The sequence below is a fragment of the Nonomuraea sp. NPDC050680 genome (assembly GCF_040654555.1).
In the GTDB taxonomy this organism is placed as follows: domain Bacteria; phylum Actinomycetota; class Actinomycetes; order Streptosporangiales; family Streptosporangiaceae; genus Nonomuraea.
Genome location: NZ_JBFAIF010000001.1, coordinates 22,234 through 43,977, shown reverse-complemented (window position 1 = coordinate 43,977; position 21,744 = coordinate 22,234). Strand labels below are relative to the sequence as shown.

The following is a 21,744-nucleotide window of genomic DNA, read 5'->3' as shown; positions in this document are numbered from 1 at the left end:
TCAGTCCCTCCCGTCGGTGGGGCCACAGGAGCCGACGACGAGCTCGCAGATGTCGGTCGAGACGAACGCCTCCACCTGCAACTGGCGGGCGCCGCCGGGGCCCGGCGCCTCGATCAGCTTGTTCAGCAGGTCCACCAGCCGGTTCAGGCCGCGTACGCCGTCACCGGCCAGGCCGAGCTGGGCGTAGATGAGCGAGGCCACCCGCTCGCCCGAGTGGACGGCCGCCCGCAGGTCCTGCCGGTGCTTGCGCAGGCCGTGCGCGGTCAGGTCGGAGACCGAGGCGACCTCCTGGAGCAGGACTCGCACCTTGTCGGCCCGTTCCAGCAGGTCGGGGGTGATGACGTTGACGTCGGAGGAGATCGACACCAGCTCGTCGCCCTTGTCGGACAGCGCGGTGGACAGCCCGGCCGTGTCATGCAGGAACTGCCTGGCCCGCGCGCGCTGCCGGTGCGCGACGCCGACGACCGTGCCCGCGTCGTCGATGAGCTCGCGCAGCCGCTTCCCCTCGCCGTCCAGCCCCTGGGCCAGCGTGTGCACGATGACGGTGACCTCACGCGGGTCCACGGCGTTCAGGCCCCGGTAGGCGGCGCCGAGCGTGTCGGACAGGTCGAGCGGCTGCTGGGTCTGGGTGATGACCGCGCCGCCGGTCAGGTAGGGGCCGGTGGTCTCGCCCGCGCCGAGCCTGAGGTCGACGAACTTGGGTCCGAACACCGACGACGGCTCGATGGCCGCGACGGTGGTGCTGGGCAACCTGACGCCGGGCTCGATGGCCATGCTCACCACGGCCTTGCCCTTGGCGTCGAGGGACACGTTCGTCACGTCGCCGACCGTGATGCCGCGGATCTTGACGGGGGACTGGGTGTCCAAACCCTGACCGGACCGGGTGAAGACGGCGTCGATCCTGGTGCCGTTTATCTCTGACGCGGTCCGTACGATGAAGATCGTCGTCGCCGCGAGCACCACGATGAGCGCGAGCGCGATGCCCGCGCGGACGGGCAGGGAGAACTCGTCGCGTCCCATCATTCACCCCGTCAGCTTCACGCTGCCGCCGTTACCCCAGAACAGGTACGACAGCAGCAGGTTGAGCAGGACGATCGTGACGATCGACTGACGGATCGCGCGGCCCGCCGCCACCCCCACGCCGACCGGGCCGCCGGTGGCGTAGAAGCCGTAGTAGCAGTGGATGATGACGACCGTGAAGGCGAACACCGCCACCTTGGTCACGCTGAACACGATGTCGCTGACCGGCAGGTACAGGTAGAAGTAGTAGTCGTAGACGCCCGGCGCCAGCCCGAACAGGACCGTGCTCATCAGCCGGGTGGCGAAGAAACTGGCGAACAGCGCGATCAGATAGATCGGCACCAGCGCCAGCAGCGCCGCCACCACCCGGGTGCAGATCAGGTAGGTGAAGGCGTTGATGCCCATCACCTCCAGCGCGTCGATCTCCTCGGAGATCCGCATCGCGCCCAGCTCGGCGGTGAACGACGAGCCGACCTGCGCGGCCAGCGCGGTCGCGGCGATGATCGGGGTGATCTCGCGTACGTTGGCGAAGCTGCCGACCAGGCCCATGAACGACTCGGCGCCGATCGCCTGCAGCCCCTGGTAGCCCTGCAGGCCCACGGTCGCGCCCACGACGAAGGCCATGGTGAACACCACGAAGATCATGCCACCGCCGATGACGGTCGCGCCGACGCCCACCACCACGTCGCTGACCTGGCGGATGACGACCTTGAAGTACTTCAGCCGGAGGATCACGTCGCGGACGGAGTAGAACAGCACCTTCCACACGAACAGCGGCCAGTTGGCCAGGGTCGCGAACCGCTCGGCCCATTCGCGCCCGCTGACGGCGAACCTGAGGCCGGCCGTACGCGTGACCATCACAGCGCCTTCGGCGGGTAGGCGAGGAAGTAGACGGCGGAGATCACATAGTTGAACGCGAACACCAGCATGAACGTGACCACCGTCGACTGGTTGACCGCCCGGCCGACGCCGACGGGGCTGGTGGCGCAGGTCATGCCCTTGTAGCAGGCGACGGCCGCGGCGATGAAGCCGAAGATCCACGCCTTGAACAGCGTCACGTACAGGTCGGAGCCCACCACGAGCGACAGCGCGCCGTCGAAGTAGGCGCCGGAGGTCACCCCCTGGACGACCACGTTGAAAAAGTAGCCGCCGCTGGCCCCGGCCAGGATGACCAGCGGGCAGAGGCACACCGCGACCGTGCTCGCCGCCCACATGCGCGGCGTGACCAGGCGGTGGATCGGGTTGACCGACATCACCTCCATGGCGCTCAGCTCGTCGCGGATGTGCCGCGCGCCGATGTCGGAGGTCATCGCGCTGCCGCCGGCCCCGGCGATCAGCAGGGCGCTGGCCAGCGGCGCGACCTCCCTGATGAGCCCGACGAACACGGCGCTGCCGGTGGCGGACGCCGCGCCGAGCTGCCAGGCCAGGTCACCCACCTGCAACGCCACCGTGGCGCCGAGGGGTAAGGAGACGAGCAGCACCGGCACGCTGGTCACGCGGGCCAGGAACCAGCACTGGTCGACGAACTCCCACCACCAGCTCCGGACGTCCCAGCTGCGGCGCAATCCCTCCAGGACGATGACGAAGAGGTCACCCACCTGGCTGAGCACGGACACAGCCTTGCGGCCAACGTATCCGGACAACTGACCACCTCGTGGAACCAGCCGACTACGGAAGCAGTAACCCTACTGACGGTCCGTCTAGTAAGTCGATGCTTTCGCTGGAATTTGAGGAAAAGGTATGAGACCCAGCTCACATGTTGTCAGCCCGCCACGAAACGTGATCGCTTCGTAGCCGTTTCAGCCCAGCAGCCCGGCCATCCACGACTCGACCTCGGCGGGGTGGCGCGGCAGGGCGGCCGACATCAGACGGGCGCCGTCGGCGGTGATCACCAGGTCGTCCTCGATCCGGATGCCCAGCCCCCGGAACTCCGCCGGCAGGGTGAGATCGTCGGGCTGCAGATACAGGCCCGGCTCCACGGTGAGCACCTGGCCCTCCTCCAGGACCCCCTCCAGGTAGACCTCCGAGCGCGCGCGGGCGCAGTCGTGCACGTCCAGGCCGAGCATGTGGCCGCTGCTGCAGAGCGTGTAGCGGCGGTACAGGCCCGACTCCATCAACGCGTCCGGCGAGTCGCGCAGCAGGCCCCAGTCGTGCAGACCCTCGCTGATGACCCGCATCGCCGCCAGGTGGAAGTCGCGGAAGCGGGCACCGGGCTTGAGCGCGGCGATCCCGGCCGTCTGCGCCTCGTACACCAGCTCGTACGCCTGCCGCTGCACGGGACTGAAGCGGCCGGACAGAGGCAGCGTGCGGGTGATGTCGGCCGTGTAGAGGGTGTCGGACTCGACGCCCGCGTCCAGCAGCAGGAGGTCGCTCGGGTCGAGGCGGCCGTCGTTGCGGATCCAGTGCAGCACGCACGCGTGCGCGCCCGAGGCCACGATGCTGTCGTAGCCGGCCGCGTTGCCCTCCAGACGCGAACGGAGCCCGAACACGCCCTCCAGATAGCGCTCGCCCCGAGGGTGCCCGAGCGCGGCGGGCAGCGCTCGTACGACGTCTTCGAAGCCGCGCGCGGTGGCGTCGACCGCCGACTGCAGCTCGCCGATCTCCCACGCGTCCTTGATCAGCCGCATCTCCGACAGGAAGCCCTCGAACTCCGCGTCGCCCGGCAGCAGCGCGTCGACCGCCGCGTCCACGCCGCCGAGCACCCTGGCGGGGCCGGTCAGCGACAGCTCGCGGATGTGGGCGCAGCCGATCTGGTAGAGCTCGGCCGCCTCCTCCAGGTCGGGCCGCCGCCCCACCCAGAACTCCCCATAACGCCGGTCGCGGTAGAACTCCTCGCCGTCCTCGCGCGGCGAGCGCGGCCTGAGGTACAGCGTGGCCTCGCCCGACGGCTCGATGACCAGCACGTCACCCGGCTCGCCCGCGCCCGTCAGGTAGGAGAACGCGCTGTGCGGCCGGAAGCGGTAGTCGCTGTCGTTGCTGCGCACCTTCAGCGTCCCCGACGGCACGACGAGCCGCTCACCGGGGAAGCGGGCGGCGAGCGCGGCGCGGCGCCTGGCCGCCCACGGCGCGATCGGCAGCGCCGCCACGTCGGTGCGCCGGGTGTCGGCCCAGCCCGTCCGCATGAACGCGGTCAGCGCCGCGGTGACGGGCAGATCATGGCTGCCGGTATTGAGCGGCTCTGTCATTACGCATCCTGTTTCACAAGCTCCATGTACGGCATGCAGCCTACGGGAATGCTTGACGGTGCCCCTACCTGCTTGCTTGCCTGGAAGGCACGCGGGTGGAGAGCTTAGCCGGAGCCACCCGGGGTAACTGAGAGCCGAGGTGGTTCAGATGCTCATCGGGACAATCCTGCGCGGCAAGGGAAGCGCGGTGATGACCGTGGCCCCGGAAGCCACGGTCCGCGAACTCCTGACCAAGCTCGCCGAGCACAACATCGGCGCCGTCGTGGTCTCCGCCGACGGCGTGACGATCACGGGCATCGTGTCCGAGCGCGACGTGGTCCGCCGCCTGCACGACCGCGGCGCGGCCGTGCTCGACCAGCCCGTCTCCGCGATCATGACGTCGGAAGTACGCACGGTCGGCCCGCACGACAACGTCGACGAGCTGCGAAGGACCATGACCACACATCGGTTCCGGCACATGCCCGTCGTCGAGGACGGGCGGCTGGTCGGCATCGTGAGCATCGGTGACGTGGTCAAGAGCGCGATCGAGGAGCTGGAGACGGAGAAGGCGTCGCTGGTCGACTACCTCCACCGTTGACACGGATGGGACGCTTGTCCCCGTGATGTACGGGCCTCCTCCCGAATACCCTCCGCCTCCGGAATATCCCAGGGCGACGAACAGTCCGACCATCATCGTGCTCGTCTCCGGGCTGACCTGCTTACTCGGGTTCCTGCTCGGGTACTTCACCGGGCTGGACTCAGGGGAGGCGACGGCCGCGCCCGCGGAGACGCCTCCGGTGACGATGACGATCGGGGACTCGACGCCGCCCGCGGACAAGGGGACCGATCCGTCAGCCCCGGCGGGCGCCCCCACGTCGGACCCGTCGGCCCCGGCGGGCACGGTCACGTCGAACCCGGTGGCCCCGCCCGGCACGGGCACGTCCGACCCGGCCGCATCCGCTCCGGCGGGGACGTCGGCTCCGGCGGGGACGCCCGCGCCGGTCGGGACGCCCGCTCCGGTGGGCTCGGCCGGGCCGCCGGGCGCGCTCGGCGCCATGCGGACGCTCATCGTGGGCGTGGACATCCAGCCGGGCACCTACCGTACGACGGGGCCCGCGACCGCCACGGACAAGTGCTACTGGGCCCGAATGAAGAGCACGTCCGTCCAGGCCAGTGACGTGATCGCGGGGGACATGCCGACGGGCCCGGCCACCGTGACGATCCTGGCCACCGACAAGGCGTTCCAGACGGGCGGCTGCGCCCCATGGACCAAGTCCTGACGTGCTTGGAGCCGGGTGGGCCGGTATAGGAGGATGCAGCCAGCCCATCAAGGAGGATGACATGTCGATCTTGCGGAGCCTGGTGGAGAGCCTGCGTGGTGGCGCCATCGAGGTGGTGGATCTCACCTCGCCCCTGTCGTCGGAGACCCCGATCCTCCAGCTGCCCGAGCCGTTCGGGAACACGATCCCGTTCCGGCTGGAGGAGATCAGCCGCTACGACGACCGGGGCCCCGCCTGGTACTGGAACGACATCCACACCGGCGAGCACAGCGGCACCCACTTCGACGCGCCGATCCACTGGGTGACCGGCCGCGACGGCCAGGACGTCTCCCAGGTGCCCGTGTCCAGCCTGCTGGCGCCCGCCGTCGTGCTCGACCTGGCGGCGGAGGCGGAGAAGGACCCCGACTTCCTGCTCCAGATCGACCACGTCAAGGAGTGGGAGCGCGCCAACGGCCCGCTGCCCGACGGCGGCTGGCTCCTCTACCGCACCGGCTGGGACGCCAGATCAGCTGACCAGGCCACCTTCCTGAACGCCGACGAGACCGGCCCGCACACCCCCGGCATCTCCGTCGAATGCGCGAACTGGCTGGCCGCCGAGACGCCCATCCTCGGGCTCGGCGTCGAGACCGTCGGCACCGACGCGGGCACCGCCCACTCCTTCGACCCGCCCTTCCCGTGCCACTCGTTCCTGCTGGGGGCGGGCAAGTACGGCCTGACCCAGCTGCGCAACCTCGACCGCCTGCCGGTGACCGGCGCCGTCGTCCTGGCCCCGCCGCTGCCCATCGTGGGCGGGTCCGGGAGTCCGGTGCGGGTATTGGCTTTGGTGGAGCGGAGGAGCTCGGAGGGAGAGAGCGAGGAACGAGCCAACGAGCTCCGAAGCGGCCGCGACCATGGGCTCGAGCGGAGGAGCTCGGAGGGAGAGAGCGAGGAACGAGCCAACGAGCTCCGAAGCGGCCGCGACCATGGGCTCGAGAGATGATCGTCGCCGAGGCCGTCGGGCGGGTGCTGGCCGAGGCCGGGGTCGACACCGCGTTCGGCGTGGTGGGCAGTGGCAACTTCCACGTCACCAACGCCCTCGTGGCGCACGGCGTGCGCTTCGTCGCCGCCCGCCACGAGGGCGGCGCCACCACGATGGCCGACGCGTACGCCAGGATGAGCGGCAAGGTCGGGGTCGTCTCCGTCCACCAGGGCCCCGGCCTGACCAACGCCGTGACGGGGATCGCCGAGGCGGCCAAGAGCCGTACCCCGATGATCGTGCTCACCGGCGAGGCGACGGACGTACGCTCCAACTTCCACATCGACCAGGACGCGCTGGCGGCGTCGGTCGGCGCGCTGTCGCTGCGCGTCACCGAGGCCGGCCGGGCGGTCGAGGAGACGCTGTCGGCCTACCGGACGGCGGCCCGCGACCGGCGCACGGTGGTGCTCAACCTGCCGCTCGACGTGCAGCAGGACCTCGTCGCGTGGCCCGGCCTCATCGGCGAGTCGCAGGGGACGCCGTCGGCCGCGGGGTCGCGCGGGACGCTGCCGGCCGCGGGGTCGCCAGGAACGCCGTCGGCTGCGGAGTCGCTCGGGAGGCTGTCAGGCGCGGAGTCGCTCAGGACGCCGTCGGCCGCGGAGCTCGACGCGCTGGTCCGGCTGCTGGCGGAAGCGCGGCGGCCGGTGTTCGTCGCGGGGCGCGGCGCCAGGCACGCCAGGGCCGAGCTGGCGGAGCTGGCCGGCGCCACGGGCGCGCTGCTCGCCACCTCCGCCGTCGCCAAGGGTTTGTTCCGGGGCGACCCCTGGGACCTGGACGTCAGCGGCGGCTTCGCCACGCCGCTCGCCGCCGAGCTGATCCGCGAGGCCGACCTCATCGTGGCTTGGGGGTGCGCCCTCAACATGTGGACCACCCGCCATGGACGGCTGATCGGCGAGCACGCCAAGCTCGTCCAGGTGGACCTCGACGAGAGCGCCCTGGGCGTTCACCGGCCGATCACCCTCGGCCTGGTCGGCGACACGGCCGCCACGGCGCGCACGGTCCTGCACACCCTCGCTCCGACCGGCGGCGCTCTCGCTCCGGCGGGTGACGCTCTTGCTCCGGCAGGCGAGGCCGAGCGCGGGTACCGGTCGGCGGAGGTCGCCGCGCGGATCAGGGCCGAGGGCCGGTGGCAGGCCGTGCCCTACGACGACGAGGGCGGCGAGGGGCTGATCGACCCCAGGACGCTCACGATCGGGCTCGACGACCTGCTGCCGGGGGAGCGGATCGTGGCGGTCGACTCCGGCAACTTCATGGGCTACCCGGCCATGTTTCTCGACGTGCCCGATGAGCAGGGGTTCTGCTTCACCCAGGCGTTCCAGTCGATCGGGCTCGGGCTGGCGACCGCGATCGGCGCCGCGCTCGCCCGGCCCGACCGGCTGCCGGTGGCCGCGCTGGGCGACGGCGGGGCGCTGATGGGCATCGCCGAACTCGACACCGTCATACGGCTCGGGCTGCCGATGGTGGTCGTGGTCTACGACGACGAGGCGTACGGCGCCGAGGTGCACCACTTCGGCCCCCACGGGCACCCGCTCGGCACGGTCAGCTTCCCGCCCGCCGACTTCGCCGCGATCGCCACCGGCTACGGCTTCGCGGCCGTGACGGTCACCGGGCCCGGCGACCTGGCCGGGGTGGCCGAGTGGCTTAAGGGCCCCAGGGACCGGCCGCTGCTGGTCCACGCCAAAGTCGCCGGGAAGCGCGGCTCGTGGTGGCTGGAGGAGGCGTTCAAGGGCCACTGAGCCAGGCTCAGGAGTCGCCGGCCGGTTCAGGATTCGGCGAGTCTCAGGATTCGCCGAGTTTCAGGAGCCGCTGAGCGGGCTCAGGAGTCGCTGAGCTTGCGGACGGTGCGGGCCTCCTCGGCGGCCGCGAGAACGGCCGCCAGGGGTGCGCCCGCACTCGCCGTGACGGCCGCCGCGATCGCCCCCTCCACGAACGGCACGTCGGCCACCACCACCCGGCCGGGCTCCGCCAGCAGCCGGGCCGTCAGCACCGAGCTGCCCAGGTCGGGCACGAGCACCACGCCGTCGCCCTGGTCGACCGCCGTGAGCGCCCGCTCGATGAGGTCGAGGCTCGTGCCCACCCCGCCGTCCTCGGTGCCGCCCGCCGCCGCCACCCGCGCGCCCGTACCGGCGATGCCGCGGACGAGCGCGGCCGCCTCCGTCGCCAGCCCGGCGCTGTGGGCCACCAGTACGATGCCCACCATCACGGGCTCACGGTGGCCAGGCAGGCGACGATGAGCGCCGACGACGCCGCCCCCGGATCCTCGTGCCCGACGCTGCGCTCGCCCAGGTAACTGGCCCGGCCCTTGCGGGCCTGCATCGGGATCGTGGCCCGCGCCCCCTCCTCGGCCGCGCGCGCCGCCAGCTCGAACGCCTCCCGGATCCCCACCCCATCCCGTACGGCCAGCGCCAGGGCCAGCGAGGCCGGAGCCAGCGCGTCCACCATGGTCTTGTCACCCGGCGCCGCCTTGCCCAGCCGCTCGACCGCGACCACCCCGGCCTCGAACGCCGCCGCGAACCCGGCCTGCGTCACCGGCTGCTCCACCGCCTTGCCCATGGCCCGGAACGCCGACCCGTACAGCGGCCCGGAAGCACCCCCGACGCGGCGGATCAGTGTCGTGCCCGCGGACACCAGCACCTGGCCCGGCGCGGTGGGCGGGGAGTCGGCCAGCGCCTTGAGTACCTCGGTGAAGCCGCGGTCGAGGTTCGCGCCGTGGTCGGCGTCGCCGATCGCCGCGTCCAGCGCCGTCAGCCGCTCGCGATGCACCCGGACCTGCGCGGCCACCTCCTCCAGCCAGGCGACGAAGAAGGCCGTGGTCAACGTGCGGAGGCCCATGGATCCGCCACCCGTCTCGGGGTCCGTGGAGGCGCCCATCAGCGTCCCCAGCGCAGCCCCGGCGTCTCGACCGGCGCGTCCCACAGACGCGTCAACGTGTCGTCGAGCCTGCAGATCGTCACGGAGAAGCCCTGCATGTCCAGACTCGTCACGTAGTTGCCCACCAGTGACCGCGCCACCCGCGCCCCCTTGCCGCGGATGAAGGCCGCCACTTCGGCGAACGCCACGTACAGCTCCATCAGGGGTGTGCCGCCCATGCCGTTCAGCAGGACGAGCAGGTCGCCCTCCAGCGGCAGGTCGCGGTGTATGGCCTCCATGGCGATCTCGGTCAGCTCGCGGGCCGAGGCCATCGGCGCCCGGATCCTACCGGGCTCGCCGTGGATGCCGATGCCCAGCTCCACCTGCGTGTCGGGCAGATCGAACGTCGGCTTGCCCGCCGCGGGCGTCGTACACGAGGTGAGCGCGATGCCGAAGGAGCGGCTGCGCGCGTTCACCTCGCCCGCCACGCTCGCCACCTCCGCCAGCGGCGCGCCCTCCTCGGCCAGCGCTCCGGCGATCTTCTCCACGAACAGCGTCGCGCCGGTGCCCCGGCGGCCCGCCGTGTAGAGGGAGTCCTGGACGGCCACGTCGTCGTCGACGAGCACGCCGACGACCTGGACGTCCTCGCACAGCTCGGCGGCCATCTCGAAGTTCAGCACGTCGCCGGTGTAGTTCTTGACGATGTGCAGCACGCCCGCGCCGCCGTCGACGGCCGTGGTCGCCTCGACGATCTGGTCGGGCACGGGCGAGGTGAAGACCTCTCCAGGGCAGGCCGCGTCGAGCATGCCGTAGCCGACGAAGCCGGAGTGCAGCGGCTCGTGCCCCGAGCCACCGCCGGAGACCAGCCCGACCTTGCCCGCCCGCGGCCCCGACGCGCGGTAGACCACCCGGTCGCGGATCCGCAGCGACGGATGGGCCGCGGCCATCCCGGCCAAGGCGTCGTCAACCGCGGATTCGGCCGAGTTGATGAGCTTCTTCATGATGAGAAACATCTGCCCGTTTCCCTGGCAGGACAAGCCTCTTACCGTGAGCGGGGTGGAAGTCGTCCACAGCCTCTGCGACCTTGCCGACTACCGTCCGACCGGGGTGAATAGGCTACCTTCTGGTCATGGCTGAGATCGTGTACCCGCCGGTGATCGCCGCCGCGCGGACCCTCTTTCGCGTGCTCGACTACCGCTTCCACATTGAGGGGACCGAACATATCCCGCGCACCGGCGGAGCGGTGCTGGTCAGCAACCACATCAGCTATCTCGACTTCATCTTCGCCGGGTTCGGGGCGGTGCCCGCCAAGCGGCTGGTGCGGTTCATGGCCAAGCAGGACGTGTTCGACCACCGCGTCTCGGGGCCGCTGATGCGCGGCATGCACCACATCCCGGTCGACCGGGGCGCGGGCGCGGGGTCGTACGCGACGGCGCTGCGCATGCTGAAGGCGGGCGAGGTGGTCGGCGTCTTCGCCGAGGCGACGATCAGCCGGTCGTTCACGGTCAAGGAGATCAAGAACGGCGCCATCCGCATGGCTCAGGCGACCAAGGTCCCGGTCATCCCGATGGCGCTGTGGGGGAGTCAGCGGATCTGGACCAAGGGCCGCTCCAAACAACTCACCCTGCGGCACGTACCCATCACGATCCTGGTGGGGGAGCCCCTTCACCCCAAGCGCGGCGAGGACGTCAACCAGCACGTCGCCGATCTGCACGCGCGGATGTCGGAGCTGGTGGACCGGGCCCAGCGCACCTACCCGGAGATCCCGCCGGGCGTGTGGTGGCAGCCCCAGCACCTCGGCGGCACGGCTCCCACGCCGGAGGAGGCCGCCGCGATGGACGCCGCCGAGGCGGAGGCCCGCGCCAAGCGCGGCGAGGAGGAATAACGGGAGGACCGGTCAGATCGCCGCGGGGTAGCTGCTGGCGCGCATGCCGGCCAATAACCCGGCGGTCTGCTCGGGCGTGAAACGGCGCACCGGGTCGTGGTGCAGCAGGCCCTCGATGAGGGGCCGCATGATCCCGGCCCGGCGCGGCGGCGGGTAGCCGCCGCTCCTGGCCATGCCGAGCACCGTGGCCGCGTCCTGCCCGGGGTAGGGCGGCTGGCCCTCGATGGCGCTGTAGAGCGTGGCACCGAACGACCACATGTCGGCCTCCTTGCTGGCCGGGCCGCCGTGCAGCCGCTCGGGGGCCATGAACGCGGGTGTGCCGCGCAGCCGCCGGGACGTGGTCATCCGGATGTCGCCCTCGACCGTGGCGATGCCGAAGTCGGTCAGCACCACGCGGTCGCCGGTCAGCATCACGTTGGCCGGCTTCACGTCGCGGTGCAGCACCCCTGCCTGGTGGGCGGTACGCAGCGCGGCCAGCAGATGCTGGCCGATCGCCGCCACCGACTGCGCGGGCAGCGTCCCCACCTGGGAGAGCAGCTGGTGCAGTGAGAGGCCGTCGAGGTACTCCATCACGATCCACAGCTTGCCGCCCTCTTCGATGAGGTCGTGGACCGTGACGATGTTCGGGTGGGTGAGCCCAGCGGCCATCCGCGCTTCACGGAGGACCCGGCGACGGACCATCTCGGCCTCACCGCTGAGGGTCAGCTCCTTGAGCGCCACCTCACGGTGGAGAAGCTGGTCGAAAGCCCGCCAGACGACTCCCATACCTCCACGACCGGCCTCCTCATTAAGGAGGTACCGTCCGCCGATCTCCCGCATGCCATCCCCTCATTGCTCGGGGTAATCATGTCATCTCGAGGTAGGCCAAAGTGTGACTAACGTGATCTGAATGTGTCGGGAACGGCAGGTGCGCTGGTCAAAGGGTGGGAAATTCGATCGTGTAAGGCGCGCCACACGAGCCCCACGCCCACCAAACAGACCCCTGTGGCGCCCAGAAGCACGGCGGTCAGCCCGGCGAGTTCGGCCACCACCCCGCCGAGGGCGGCCCCCACCGGCATCCCGCCCATGCCGATCAGCCGGTAGGCGGAGTTGACCCGGCCGAGCAGTTCGGGCGGGATCAGCCGCTGCCGCGTGGAGATGACCAGTACGTTCGCGACGGCCCCGACGACGCCCCACACCACGGAGGTCGGATACAGCAGCCAGGCGACGGGCCACAGCACCGGCACGAGGTACAGCAGGGCGCTCACCAGCCAGGCGCCGAACAGCGTCCGGCCCTCTCCGAGCAGCTCGGAGACCCGTCCCGAGACCAGCGATCCGGCCACCGCGCCGACGGCCATCGCGGTCATCATCAGGCCGTACCCGCTGGGGGACAGCCCGATCCGCGAGCCGTCACCGACGGCCCACAGCACGAACACCCCGAAGTAGGCGGCGCTGGCGAAGTTCAGCAGGCCGGCCGAGACGGCCAGCGTCCGCAGGAACCGCTGGGACCACAGATAGCGCTGAGCCGCCACGATGTCGCGCAGCAGCGAGCGCCTGGGGCCCGCTGTGGCGGCCGTTCCATAGGAGCCCCTCATGCCCAGCAGGAGCAGGCCCGCCGCGCCGTACAGGAGGGCTGGAGCGCCGAAGACGGCGGCGGGCAGGAGCGTGACCAGGAGGCCGGCGATCGGCGCGCCGGCGAACTCGTTGCCGATCATCTGGGCGCTCTGCACCCGCCCGTTCGCCGCCGTGATGCGCTCCGGCGGCACCGCCATCGGCAGGACCGACTGGGCCGAGGTGTCGGCGAAGACCTCGGCCACGCCCGCGACCAGTACGGCGGCCAGCACGACCCACAGGTTCACCAGCCCGAGCAGTCCGAGCGCGGTCGTCGCCGCGAGCACGGCGGACCGGGCGAGGTTGGCCAGCACCATGATTCGCCTGCGGTCGAGCCGGTCGGCGATCGCGCCCGCGTGCAGGGCGAACAGTAACCACGGCAGCGTGGCGGCCGCCCCGGTCAGCGACACCAGTGTGGGGGAGCGGGTCAGCGACACGGCCAGGAGGGGCGCGCCCACTTTGAGCACGCCGTCGGCCAGGTTCGACAGCGCGGTCGACGACAGAAGGAAGCCGAACGATCGGCCGAGACGTGGCATGGCTCACTCCGCTAGTGTGTAAGGAAAACTATGCACAGATTTCTTTGCAAAGATAGGTGTGCACAGCCATGCAAAGCAAGCACTATTCGGCCAGGACGCTCGACGCGAACGCGCTGAAGTCGTTCGCGCACCCGCTGCGACTGCGCATCTACGAGCTGCTCGACGAGCACGGCCCCTCGACGGCGACCCGGCTGGCCGGACTGCTCGGCCAGAACACCGGGGCGACCAGCTACCACCTGCGTGAGCTGGCCCGGCACGACATGATCGAGACGGTGCCCGAGCTGGGCAAGGGCAAGGAGAAGTACTGGCGGATCGTGCCGGGCGGCTTCTCCTACGGCGACCCCTCGGCCGACCCGTCGGCCGATCCCGAGACGGCCGACGCGTTCGCCCGGCTGCTCGACGACCTCGTCCGGCAGCGCGGTGCCGAGCTGGCGCGCTGGCGCGAGGAGGAGGCGGCGACTCCGGAGGAGTGGGTGCGGGCGAGCGGGTTCGGCCGGCGGTCGATGCGGCTCACCGTGGCCGAGACGACGCGGATGCGCGAGGAGGTGTTCGAGGTCCTGGAGAGGTACCGGGCGGTGGCGGACCGCAGGGACCTCGAGTTCCCGGGCGCTCCGGACCCGGCGACCGGTCGCGTGGTGGTCCACTTCGACGTGCTGCCGGTGGGGGTCAAGGACGCTTAGGGATCATGGACACCTAGGGACATCCCTAGGCCGGGCCCTGTCGCGACGCCCCCGTCCCGGGCTGGAGGGACGGGGGTGTCTGCCGTGCCCGGGCGGGACTGGTCGATCAACGTGAGTTAGGTTAGCCTTACCTTAAAGGATCGAGGTGGAGCTGACGATGATCGAGCCCTTTCGCATGTTCGACGTACGCGTGAACCGGTTAGCACGCCTGAGCCCGGCGTTCCTGCGCGTGACCTTCGAGGGGGAGGACCTGCACCACTTCGCGGACAACGGGTTCGACCAGCGGATCAAGCTCATCCTGCCGGTCGACGGGCACGGGCTGGAGCACCTGCCGAGCGGCCCCGACTGGTTCCCGCGCTGGCGCGGCCTGCCCGACGCGCTGCGCAACCCGATCCGTACCTACACCGCCCGCCTGGTACGCCCCGAGGCCCGCGAGGTGGACGTGGACGTGGTCCTGCACGGCCACGGCGACGGCCCGGTGGCCCGCTGGGCGGCCGATGTGCGGCCCGGGGCCGTCGCGGTGCTGCTCGGCCCCGACGCCCGGCACGACGGGCCGCACGGCGGCCTGGAGTTCCATCCGCCCGCGGACACCGGGGCGGTGCTCATCGCCGGCGACGAGACCGCCGTCCCCGCGATCTGCTCCATCCTCGAACGGCTGCCGGCCGGCTACCAGGGTGAGGCGCTCATGGAGGTCCCCTGCGCGGACGACTTCCTGCCCGTCGAGACCGCGAGCGGTGTGAAGGTCACCTGGCTGGCCCGCGCCGACGAGGAGCGCGGCGCCCTGCTCGTGCCCGCCGTCAGGGCCGCCGCAGACCGGCTGCTCCCGCCGCTGCCCACGCCCGATTCCTTCCAGGACATCGACTTCAAGGAAGTAGACGTGGACGTGGAGGAACTGTGGGAGGTGCCCGAGGAGGCGCCGTACGGCCCGCTGTATGCCTGGCTGGCCGGCGAGGCGGCCGTGATCAGGTCGCTCAGGCGACACCTGGTCGCCGAGCGGGGGATGGACAAGCGCGCCGTGGCCTTCATGGGTTACTGGCGGCTGGGCCGCGCCGAGCACAACGAGTAAGGGAGTCCCCAGCAATGACCCGCATCCTGTACGCCCTCGCCGCCTGGCGTGCCGCCGACTCAGGCTGCCGTACGGTCGGCGCCCAGGCCCCGGAGCCGACGCGGTGCGCGTTCGCCTACGCGGACGCGCACCGGTCGTGTCGTGGGGCTATCGGGCCGCGTTCAACGCGTCGACGATGCCCGAGCCGTAGAAGCCGTTACGCGACCTGCCGCCCTCGCAGGTGTGCGTGGCCGTCGTCGTCGTACCGTTCGGCAGGATGCGGGTGTAGGTGAACGCGCGGGGCTCCGGGCACGGGGTCTTGGTGGCGGTCGCCTTCAGCGCCGCCTCCACCGCGTCCGGGTTCATGGTCAGGCCGCCGTGAGCGCGGTCGCGGTGGCCGAACCGGCTGACGATCAGCGCCGCCACGCCCGCGGCCCGCGGCGAGGCCATCGAGGTGCCCTGGAGGTAGGTGTAGTACCCGCAGACCGAGCCGCGGCAGTCGCGCACCACGGACGGGGTGTTCGGCGTGCCGTCGGGGTTGAGCTGCCCGTTCTCCTCGGCCAGCGACTTCGGATAGGCCGCCAGCGTCGCCCTGGTCACGTCGCGCGTGTTGGCCGGGGTGTCGTAGGCGTCGCCGCCGGGCGAGGCCACGTCCACGTAGCCGTTGCCGTAGTCGGAGTAGTACGCCTTGCGCTTGCTGATGCCGGTGGACGACACCGCGATCACGTGGTTGCCCTCGCTGGGCATGGACACGCAGCTCGGCGGGATCGTCCGGTCGTACGGCGCCTCGCCGGGCACGCCGGCGAAGTCGGGGCTGGATCCGTCGACGAGCTCCTTGGTGTAGTCGGTGCCGCCGTTGCCCGCCGCGGACACCAGCGTCACGCCCCTGTCGTGGGCGTAGTTCAGCGCGCGCTGGGTCGCCTTGATGATGGTGGCCTGCTCCACGCGGTCGGCGGGGGAGTCGGCCGGGTTGTCCACGCAGTTGAACAGCCACGGGTCGATGTAGTAGCTCATGTTGACCACATCGATGCCGTGGTCGCCCGCGTACGTCAGCGCGTCCACGCTCGGCTGGAGGAAGAAGAAGCCGGAGTCCTGGCCGACCCGGAGGTTGACGATGGACACCTTGGGCGCCACGCCGGCCACGCCGAGCCGGTTGATGGGCGAGGCGATGGAGGAGGCCACGTGCGTGCCGTGCTCGTTCTCGTCCACGTCCGCGGGGTCGGTGCAGGAGTGGTCCGGCTCGGCCTCGCAGGGCCCGTCGACCGGATCGCCGTTGGCGTCGACCGGGATGTCGACCGTGAAGTTACGGCTCAGAGCCCTATTGAAATTGGGTGCGATATCCGGATGCGAGGCGTCCACGCCGGTGTCCAGAATGCCGACCAGCACCCCCGGGTCGCCCTGCTCGTAGCGGTAGGAGCCGTTGGCGGTGGCGTGGATCTGCTTCATGTCCCACTGCAGCTCCGACAGCGGCTCGGCCGTGAGGCTCGGCTTGCCGAACGTGGTGGCGGCGGGGGCGCCGTCAGCGGCCTTCTCCACGGCGTCGGCGGCCTTGCGCGCCTTGGCGGCGGAGCGGGCGGCGGACGGGACCGTTCCGATGGAGCGGTTGTGCGCCACGCCCTCGATCGAGGCGTTCGCGGCGACGGCGCCGGCGAAGCCCGTGTCGGTGGTGGAGACGGTGGCCACGCCGACTGCGGTGTTCTCCTTGACCACCGTGCCGCCGGCCGCCTGGACGGCCTTGCGGGCGACGTCCGGCTGGACTCCCTCCTTGTATAAGACGATGTATTCGGTGGACGAGGCGGCTGCCAGGCCGGTTGAAGTCCGGACGGCCTGCGCGGGGCTGACCATAGCGGTCGCCACGAGGGTGCAGGCGGCCAGGACGATGACACGCTTCACGCGTACCTCCGGGCGTAGACGGATATCTCCACCAATCTGGACATGTTTACCGGCTACGTCCATAGGTCTCGCCTACCTCATAAGGTGTGCTCGATGAGGCATATCGCGTTCGAGCGCCTGCACAACTTCCGGGACCTGGGCGGTTACCGTACCCGCGACGGTCGTACGGTGCGCTGGCGGCGCCTGTACCGCTCCGACTCCCTGGCCAAGCTCCAGGGCGAGGACTGGCGGCGCTTTCTCGACCTGGGCGTGCGTACGGTGATCGACCTGCGCTACCCGTGGGAGATAGCCGCCAGGGGCCGCGTACCGGACAGCGACGGTCTGGCCTACCACAACCTCAGCATCGAGCATCAGCCCTACGACCAGGCCGAGCTGGGCACGGACATCGACACAGTCCGCTTCCTCGCCGACCGGTACGCCGAGGTCGCGCTGGACGGCGTGGAGGAGCTCGGGCGCGCGCTGAGGGTGATCGCCGCCGAGGAGAACGCTCCACTCGTCATGCACTGCGCCTCGGGCAAGGACCGTACCGGGCTGCTGGCCGCGCTGGTGCTGTCCCTGCTGGGGGTGGACGAGGAGAGTATCGTCGAGGACTTCGCGCTCACCGAACTGGCCACCGAACGGCTGGTCGCGGACTGGCGGGCGGCCTATCCGGACCGGACGCTGAAGTGGCCGGGCTACGGTCGCGCGCCGGGCGAGGTCATGCGGCTCTGCCTGGCGGAGCTGGCGGCCGGCCATGGTTCGGTACGGGACTACGCGATCGACCGGCTGGGTGTCGACGACGAGCTGATCACGGCGCTGCGGAGACGATATCTTTGAGCGCCGGTCTGACGCCGCCACGTTTGCATGCATGCTGCATGCTTAAATGGTTGCATGGGCACTATTCAGATTCGAGACGTCCCTGACGCGACGGAGCAGACGCTTAAAACGCGGGCCGAGCATGAGGGCAAATCGCTGGCGGCTTACGTGCGTGACCTCCTGAACGAGGCGGCCGCGACTCCCACGCTGGACGAGGTGATGGCCAAGATCGCCGCTGACGAGCCGGTTCCGTACGACCCCGACTTCGTACGTGAGACCCTGCGTGAGGGGCGCCGGTGAGCCTGGTCGTCGATGCCTCGATCGTCTTCCGCCTGCTGGCCAATGTGAAGGGTGATGATCTCCTTCGGCAGCGGCTGGCCCGCAAGGTGCACGCCCCCGCGCTGATCGATGTCGAGATCGCTTCCGTGGTGCGGGGGCATGTGATCACCAGCAAGCCTGAGGTGCGGATCTCCGAGCAGAGGGCTCAGATCATGCTGGAACGCTACGCCCAGCTCAAGATCGTCCGCCATCCGATGCTGCCGCTCCAGCCGCGCGTGCTGGAATTGCGGAACAACCTCACTGCTTACGACGGCATGTACGTGGTGCTCGCCGAGCTCCTGGGAGTGCCCCTGCTCACCGATGACGCAAAGTTCGCCGGTTCGACGGGACACCGGGCGGAGATTCACCGCTATCCGCCGCCGCAGGCGTAGATCGGCAACCCCGGAGCCCGCAGGACGACTCCGAGGATGCGGCCGCTGAACCGGCAGGTTATGCGATACCTGGTGGCATGCTGAACCCATGTCCCTGCCGCAACCCGCAGACCCGACGATCAAGAAGTCAGTGACGCTGCGCCGCTCGCTCGCCGAGGAGATCGAGCGCCGCACCGGTCCCCGCGGGTTCTCCCGCTTCGTCGACCAGGCCGCCGAGTACGGGCTGGCCTTGCTGAAGGCCGAGGAGATCATCGCCGACCACGAACGCAGGGCCGGCCCGTTGTCCGATGACGTCATGGCAGAGGCCAGGCGGGCATGGTCCGGCGAGTAAGGCGCGCGGAGGCCTCGTTCCCCACGCCATTGCTCGTACTGGATGCCCAGCCTTTCTCCCTGCTCGGTGAGGACGATCCGAAGGTCGTGGCGCGGATCGCCGTCGCCCGGGAGGAAGGGTTCATCCCGGGGATCAGCGCCGTGACGCTCGCTGAGGTGCGCCGCACGGGCGCGGTCGGAAGGCGGCTCATATGGCAACGGGCGCACCTTACCGTCATACCTGTGACCGAAGGCATAGCAGACCATGCCGGCCTGCTCTTGGCCACCCTCGCCGACGCCCGTCTCATCGTCGGCTAGCTCGGTGAGGCACCCCGAGTCCGGAGTGCCTCACCTGTTCGGCCGCTGGACCTCAGTAACCCAGCCGCTTCAGGTCGGGCTGCTCGAACGCCGTCTGCGGAATGTCGCCCCGGTAAGGACCCGTGATGACCGGCGGGACGAAGGTCTCCTTGATCGTGCGGGCGTTCACCCAGCGGATCAGGTTGAAGATCGAGCCCGCCTTGTCGTTGGTGCCCGAGGCGCGGGCGCCGCCGAACGGCTGCTGGCCCACGACCGCGCCCGTCGGCTTGTCGTTGATGTAGAAGTTGCCCGCCGCGAAGCGCAGCCGCTCCGCGGCCGAGGCGATCGCGTAGCGGTCCTGGGCGATGATCGACCCGGTCAGCGCGTACGGCGAGACGCTCTCCATCTGGTCGAGCACCGCGTCGAAGTCGCCGTCCTCATAGACGTGTACGCCCAGGATCGGCCCGAAGTACTCCTTGACGAAGATCTCGTCCGTGGGGTCGGCGCACTCCAGGATCGTCGGCTTCACGAAATACCCGGTGGAGTCGTCGTACGAACCGGTGAGCAGGTCGATGTTCGAGGCGCCGCGCGCCCGGTCGATGGCCGCCTTGTGCTTGGCGAAGGCCCGGTCGTCGATGACCGCGCCCATGAACGTCGACAGGTCGCCCGCCACGTCGCCCACGGTCAGCGACTCGGCCGCGGAGACGAAGTCGTCACGCATGCGCGACCAGACCGAGCGCGGCACGTACGCCCGCGACGCCGCCGAGCACTTCTGGCCCTGGTATTCGAAGGCGCCCCTGACCAGCGCCGTGGCGAGCACGGCCGGGTCGGCCGACGGGTGGGCCAGGACGAAGTCCTTGCCGCCGGTCTCGCCGACGAGGCGCGGGTAGCCGCGGTAGGAGGCGATGTTCGCGCCGACGGTGCCCCACAGGTGCTGGAAGGTCGGCGTGGAGCCGGTGAAGTGGATGCCCGCCAGTTGCGGGTGCGTGAGCGCCACCTCGGAGACCGCCTGGCCGTTGCCGGTGACCATGTTGATCACGCCGGGCGGCAGGCCCGCCTCCTCCAGCAGGCGCATCGTGAAGTGCGCCGCGAACTGCTGCGTGGGCGACGGCTTCCAGACGACGACATTTCCCATCAAGGCAGCCGACGTCGGCAAATTTCCGGCGATGGCGGTGAAGTTGAACGGGGTGATCGCCAGAACGAAGCCCTCGAGCGCCCGGTACTCCATCCGGTTCCACACCCCGGGCGACGACGCCGGCTGGTCGGCGTACAGCTGCCGCGCGTAGGCCACGTTGAACCGCAGGAAGTCGATCAGCTCACACGCCGAGTCGATCTCCGCCTGCTGCGCCGACTTCGACTGCCCGAGCACGGTCGCGGCGTTCAGCGTCGCCCGCCACGGCCCGGACAGCAGATCGGCCGCCTTGAGGAAGACCGCCGCCCGCTCGTCGAACGACAGCGCCCGCCAGGCCGGAGCCGCGCGCAGCGCGCTGTCGACGGCGTCCCGAACGTCCTGGGCCGTGGCGTCCTGCGTGCGGCCGAGGACGGAGGCCTTGTTGTGCGGCTGCACCACGTCGATCGGCGCGCCGCCGCCGAGCCGTCGCTCGCCGTCGATCGTCATGGTCAGGTCGATCGAGGATCCGGACAGCTCCTTGATCCGGTTCTCCAGCGTCGTACGCTCCGGGCTGCCCGGCGCGTAGCCGTACACCCGCTCGTTGGCGGGAACGGGCACGTTGCTGATGGCGTCCATTTACTTACCCCCAAGGGCACGAAGGAAGAAGGCGACGTTGGCGGGCCGCTCGGCCAGGCGGCGCATGAAGTAGCCGTACCAGTCGTCGCCGTAGGGAACGTAGACGCGCACGGTGTGACCGGCCCCGGCGAGGTCCTCCTGCCGGTCGGTGCGGATTCCGTACAGCATCTGATACTCATAGGACCCGAGCCGGCGGCCGAAGCGGTCGGCGAGCAGCTCGGTGATCGAGATGATCCGGTCGTCGTGCGTCGCCACCATGGGGTACCCCTGCCCCGCCATGAGGATCCGCAGGCATCGCACGTATGCCTTGTCGACGTCGCTCTTGCCCTGGTACGCGACCGAGGCGGGCTCCCGGTAGGCGCCCTTGACCAGGCGTACCCGCGAACCCTCGACCGCCAGAGCGCGGCAGTCGTCCGCGCTGCGGAACAGGTAGGCCTGGATCGCCACGCCGGTCGACGGGAAGTCCGCGCGCAGCTTGCGCAGGATCGCGAGCGTCGAGTCGACGGTGGTGTGATCCTCCATGTCGAGCGTCACGGTCGAGCCGCCCGCGTCGGCGGCCGCGCAGATCTCGCGGGCGTGCTCCAGCGCCATGGCGTCGTCGAGCCGCTGCCCGACGGCCGACAGCTTCACCGACACCTCGCCCCGGCGGCCGAGCTCAAGCGGGCGCAGCGCGTCGAGCAGCGTGATGTACGCCTTCGCGGTGGCCGCCGCGGCGTCGGCGTCGCGGGTCTCCTCGCCGAGATGGTCGACGGTGACGGCGAGTTTGGCGTCGCGCAGCCGTTCGATGGCGGTCCGGGCTTCCTGAACGCTCTCACCGGCGACGAACCGGTCGACGACCTTGCGCGTGAGGGGGAAGCCGGATACCGAGCGGCGTACCAGCGCGCTCCGGGAGGTGGCGAGTAGCAGTTGACCCAGCATGTTCTCAGCC

The 21,744-nt window shown here is 70.5% G+C and carries 24 protein-coding genes; 12 read left to right on the top strand and 12 right to left on the bottom strand.

Features of this window, described 5'->3' with window-relative positions:
• The 4 genes from AB0H88_RS00275 to AB0H88_RS00260 all read right to left on the bottom strand — a co-directional run bounded on the left by AB0H88_RS00275 (position 1) and on the right by AB0H88_RS00260 (position 4,205).
• On the bottom strand, positions 1-1,023 hold the full coding sequence (locus AB0H88_RS00275; protein WP_357639249.1) for an MlaD family protein: 1,023 nt from the start codon (positions 1,021-1,023) through the stop codon (positions 1-3).
• Positions 1,024-1,878 (bottom strand): ABC transporter permease, encoded by an 855-nt coding sequence (locus tag AB0H88_RS00270; protein ID WP_357639247.1) that lies wholly within the window; start codon positions 1,876-1,878, stop codon positions 1,024-1,026. It lies immediately after the preceding gene.
• Positions 1,878-2,663, bottom strand: coding sequence for an ABC transporter permease (locus AB0H88_RS00265; protein WP_357639245.1), 786 nt, complete (start codon positions 2,661-2,663; stop codon positions 1,878-1,880). The genes AB0H88_RS00270 and AB0H88_RS00265 overlap by 1 nt, the downstream gene beginning before the upstream one ends.
• A gap of 156 nt (positions 2,664-2,819) precedes the next feature.
• The gene (locus AB0H88_RS00260) at positions 2,820-4,205 is read right to left on the bottom strand and encodes an aminopeptidase P family protein (RefSeq protein WP_357639242.1); all 1,386 of its coding nucleotides are present in this window, start codon (positions 4,203-4,205) and stop codon (positions 2,820-2,822) included.
• 148 nt (positions 4,206-4,353) lie between these two features.
• Between AB0H88_RS00260 and AB0H88_RS00255 the strand changes: the two genes are divergently transcribed.
• The 4 genes from AB0H88_RS00255 (at position 4,354) to AB0H88_RS00240 (ending at position 8,215) form a co-directional block, all read left to right on the top strand.
• Positions 4,354-4,782, top strand: coding sequence for a CBS domain-containing protein (locus AB0H88_RS00255; protein WP_357639239.1), 429 nt, complete (start codon positions 4,354-4,356; stop codon positions 4,780-4,782).
• Between the two features lie 22 nt (positions 4,783-4,804).
• Complete coding sequence (locus AB0H88_RS00250) at positions 4,805-5,464, top strand: hypothetical protein (protein ID WP_357639236.1); 660 nt, start codon at positions 4,805-4,807, stop codon at positions 5,462-5,464.
• Between the two features lie 61 nt (positions 5,465-5,525).
• Positions 5,526-6,443 carry a cyclase family protein gene (locus AB0H88_RS00245; protein WP_357639233.1) on the top strand — a complete coding sequence of 306 codons (918 nt, stop codon included), beginning with the start codon at positions 5,526-5,528 and terminating at the stop codon, positions 6,441-6,443.
• Positions 6,440-8,215 carry a thiamine pyrophosphate-binding protein gene (locus AB0H88_RS00240; protein ID WP_357639230.1) on the top strand — a complete coding sequence of 592 codons (1,776 nt, stop codon included), beginning with the start codon at positions 6,440-6,442 and terminating at the stop codon, positions 8,213-8,215. The genes AB0H88_RS00245 and AB0H88_RS00240 overlap by 4 nt, the downstream gene beginning before the upstream one ends.
• An 80-nt stretch (positions 8,216-8,295) precedes the next feature.
• Here the strand turns inward: AB0H88_RS00240 and AB0H88_RS00235 are convergent, their stop codons facing one another.
• The 3 genes from AB0H88_RS00235 to dhaK are packed head-to-tail and all read right to left on the bottom strand — an operon-like array spanning position 8,296 to position 10,330.
• On the bottom strand, positions 8,296-8,679 hold the full coding sequence (locus AB0H88_RS00235; protein WP_357641943.1) for a phosphoenolpyruvate--protein phosphotransferase: 384 nt from the start codon (positions 8,677-8,679) through the stop codon (positions 8,296-8,298).
• Complete coding sequence (gene dhaL / locus AB0H88_RS00230) at positions 8,679-9,350, bottom strand: dihydroxyacetone kinase subunit DhaL (protein WP_357639228.1); 672 nt, start codon at positions 9,348-9,350, stop codon at positions 8,679-8,681. Before dhaL ends, AB0H88_RS00235 begins: the two co-directional genes overlap by 1 nt.
• On the bottom strand, positions 9,350-10,330 hold the full coding sequence (dhaK, locus tag AB0H88_RS00225; RefSeq protein WP_357639226.1) for a dihydroxyacetone kinase subunit DhaK: 981 nt from the start codon (positions 10,328-10,330) through the stop codon (positions 9,350-9,352). The genes dhaL and dhaK overlap by 1 nt, the downstream gene beginning before the upstream one ends.
• A gap of 128 nt (positions 10,331-10,458) precedes the next feature.
• Between dhaK and AB0H88_RS00220 the strand changes: the two genes are divergently transcribed.
• Positions 10,459-11,214: a lysophospholipid acyltransferase family protein gene (locus AB0H88_RS00220; protein WP_357639224.1), complete on the top strand. Its 756-nt coding sequence runs from the start codon at positions 10,459-10,461 to the stop codon at positions 11,212-11,214.
• 12 nt (positions 11,215-11,226) lie between these two features.
• Here AB0H88_RS00220 and AB0H88_RS00215 read toward each other — a convergent pair whose 3' ends face one another.
• Both AB0H88_RS00215 and AB0H88_RS00210 read right to left on the bottom strand, forming a co-directional pair.
• Positions 11,227-12,033: a serine/threonine-protein kinase gene (locus tag AB0H88_RS00215; protein ID WP_225291636.1), complete on the bottom strand. Its 807-nt coding sequence runs from the start codon at positions 12,031-12,033 to the stop codon at positions 11,227-11,229.
• Between the two features lie 56 nt (positions 12,034-12,089).
• Positions 12,090-13,340, bottom strand: coding sequence for an MFS transporter (locus AB0H88_RS00210; RefSeq protein ID WP_357639221.1), 1,251 nt, complete (start codon positions 13,338-13,340; stop codon positions 12,090-12,092).
• Between the two features lie 68 nt (positions 13,341-13,408).
• Between AB0H88_RS00210 and AB0H88_RS00205 the strand changes: the two genes are divergently transcribed.
• Together AB0H88_RS00205 and AB0H88_RS00200 are read left to right on the top strand one after the other, a co-directional pair.
• Positions 13,409-14,020: a helix-turn-helix domain-containing protein gene (locus AB0H88_RS00205; RefSeq protein ID WP_357639219.1), complete on the top strand. Its 612-nt coding sequence runs from the start codon at positions 13,409-13,411 to the stop codon at positions 14,018-14,020.
• A 157-nt stretch (positions 14,021-14,177) separates the two neighbouring features.
• Positions 14,178-15,086, top strand: a complete 909-nt coding sequence (locus AB0H88_RS00200; RefSeq protein WP_357639216.1) for a siderophore-interacting protein — start codon at positions 14,178-14,180, stop codon at positions 15,084-15,086.
• A gap of 147 nt (positions 15,087-15,233) precedes the next feature.
• Here AB0H88_RS00200 and AB0H88_RS00195 read toward each other — a convergent pair whose 3' ends face one another.
• A complete protein-coding gene (locus AB0H88_RS00195) occupies positions 15,234-16,958 on the bottom strand; it encodes a S8 family serine peptidase (RefSeq protein WP_357639213.1) in 1,725 nt (574 codons plus the stop codon).
• A 93-nt stretch (positions 16,959-17,051) separates the two neighbouring features.
• Between AB0H88_RS00195 and AB0H88_RS00190 the strand changes: the two genes are divergently transcribed.
• The 5 genes from AB0H88_RS00190 to AB0H88_RS00170 all read left to right on the top strand — a co-directional run bounded on the left by AB0H88_RS00190 (position 17,052) and on the right by AB0H88_RS00170 (position 19,090).
• Positions 17,052-17,774, top strand: coding sequence for a tyrosine-protein phosphatase (locus AB0H88_RS00190; RefSeq protein WP_357639211.1), 723 nt, complete (start codon positions 17,052-17,054; stop codon positions 17,772-17,774).
• Between the two features lie 54 nt (positions 17,775-17,828).
• The gene (locus tag AB0H88_RS00185) at positions 17,829-18,053 is read left to right on the top strand and encodes a hypothetical protein (RefSeq protein ID WP_357639209.1); all 225 of its coding nucleotides are present in this window, start codon (positions 17,829-17,831) and stop codon (positions 18,051-18,053) included.
• Positions 18,050-18,463, top strand: a complete 414-nt coding sequence (locus AB0H88_RS00180; RefSeq protein WP_357639206.1) for a type II toxin-antitoxin system VapC family toxin — start codon at positions 18,050-18,052, stop codon at positions 18,461-18,463. The genes AB0H88_RS00185 and AB0H88_RS00180 overlap by 4 nt, the downstream gene beginning before the upstream one ends.
• Before the next feature lie 88 nt (positions 18,464-18,551).
• Positions 18,552-18,794 (top strand): hypothetical protein, encoded by a 243-nt coding sequence (locus tag AB0H88_RS00175; RefSeq protein WP_357639203.1) that lies wholly within the window; start codon positions 18,552-18,554, stop codon positions 18,792-18,794.
• A gap of 29 nt (positions 18,795-18,823) precedes the next feature.
• Entirely contained in the window at positions 18,824-19,090 is a 267-nt protein-coding gene (locus AB0H88_RS00170) for a hypothetical protein (RefSeq protein ID WP_357639200.1), read from the top strand.
• Between the two features lie 52 nt (positions 19,091-19,142).
• Here AB0H88_RS00170 and pruA read toward each other — a convergent pair whose 3' ends face one another.
• Both pruA and AB0H88_RS00160 read right to left on the bottom strand, forming a co-directional pair.
• Positions 19,143-20,816: an L-glutamate gamma-semialdehyde dehydrogenase gene (gene pruA, locus AB0H88_RS00165; RefSeq protein WP_357639197.1), complete on the bottom strand. Its 1,674-nt coding sequence runs from the start codon at positions 20,814-20,816 to the stop codon at positions 19,143-19,145.
• Positions 20,817-21,734, bottom strand: coding sequence for a proline dehydrogenase family protein (locus AB0H88_RS00160; RefSeq protein ID WP_357639194.1), 918 nt, complete (start codon positions 21,732-21,734; stop codon positions 20,817-20,819).
• Between the last annotated feature and the right edge of the window lie 10 nt (positions 21,735-21,744).

Coding starts and splice junctions, on each gene's coding strand:
- AB0H88_RS00275 (WP_357639249.1), bottom strand. CDS start 1,023: ATGATGGGACGCGACGAGTTCTCCCTGCCCGTCCGCGCGGGCATCGCG.
- AB0H88_RS00270 (WP_357639247.1), bottom strand. CDS start 1,878: ATGGTCACGCGTACGGCCGGCCTCAGGTTCGCCGTCAGCGGGCGCGAA.
- AB0H88_RS00260 (WP_357639242.1), bottom strand. CDS start 4,205: ATGACAGAGCCGCTCAATACCGGCAGCCATGATCTGCCCGTCACCGCG.
- AB0H88_RS00255 (WP_357639239.1), top strand. CDS start 4,354: ATGCTCATCGGGACAATCCTGCGCGGCAAGGGAAGCGCGGTGATGACC.
- AB0H88_RS00245 (WP_357639233.1), top strand. CDS start 5,526: ATGTCGATCTTGCGGAGCCTGGTGGAGAGCCTGCGTGGTGGCGCCATC.
- AB0H88_RS00240 (WP_357639230.1), top strand. CDS start 6,440: ATGATCGTCGCCGAGGCCGTCGGGCGGGTGCTGGCCGAGGCCGGGGTC.
- AB0H88_RS00235 (WP_357641943.1), bottom strand. CDS start 8,679: ATGGTGGGCATCGTACTGGTGGCCCACAGCGCCGGGCTGGCGACGGAG.
- dhaL (WP_357639228.1), bottom strand. CDS start 9,350: ATGGGCGCCTCCACGGACCCCGAGACGGGTGGCGGATCCATGGGCCTC.
- dhaK (WP_357639226.1), bottom strand. CDS start 10,330: ATGAAGAAGCTCATCAACTCGGCCGAATCCGCGGTTGACGACGCCTTG.
- AB0H88_RS00220 (WP_357639224.1), top strand. CDS start 10,459: ATGGCTGAGATCGTGTACCCGCCGGTGATCGCCGCCGCGCGGACCCTC.
- AB0H88_RS00215 (WP_225291636.1), bottom strand. CDS start 12,033: ATGCGGGAGATCGGCGGACGGTACCTCCTTAATGAGGAGGCCGGTCGT.
- AB0H88_RS00210 (WP_357639221.1), bottom strand. CDS start 13,340: ATGCCACGTCTCGGCCGATCGTTCGGCTTCCTTCTGTCGTCGACCGCG.
- AB0H88_RS00205 (WP_357639219.1), top strand. CDS start 13,409: ATGCAAAGCAAGCACTATTCGGCCAGGACGCTCGACGCGAACGCGCTG.
- AB0H88_RS00200 (WP_357639216.1), top strand. CDS start 14,178: ATGATCGAGCCCTTTCGCATGTTCGACGTACGCGTGAACCGGTTAGCA.
- AB0H88_RS00190 (WP_357639211.1), top strand. CDS start 17,052: ATGAGGCATATCGCGTTCGAGCGCCTGCACAACTTCCGGGACCTGGGC.
- AB0H88_RS00185 (WP_357639209.1), top strand. CDS start 17,829: ATGGGCACTATTCAGATTCGAGACGTCCCTGACGCGACGGAGCAGACG.
- AB0H88_RS00175 (WP_357639203.1), top strand. CDS start 18,552: ATGTCCCTGCCGCAACCCGCAGACCCGACGATCAAGAAGTCAGTGACG.
- pruA (WP_357639197.1), bottom strand. CDS start 20,816: ATGGACGCCATCAGCAACGTGCCCGTTCCCGCCAACGAGCGGGTGTAC.
- AB0H88_RS00160 (WP_357639194.1), bottom strand. CDS start 21,734: ATGCTGGGTCAACTGCTACTCGCCACCTCCCGGAGCGCGCTGGTACGC.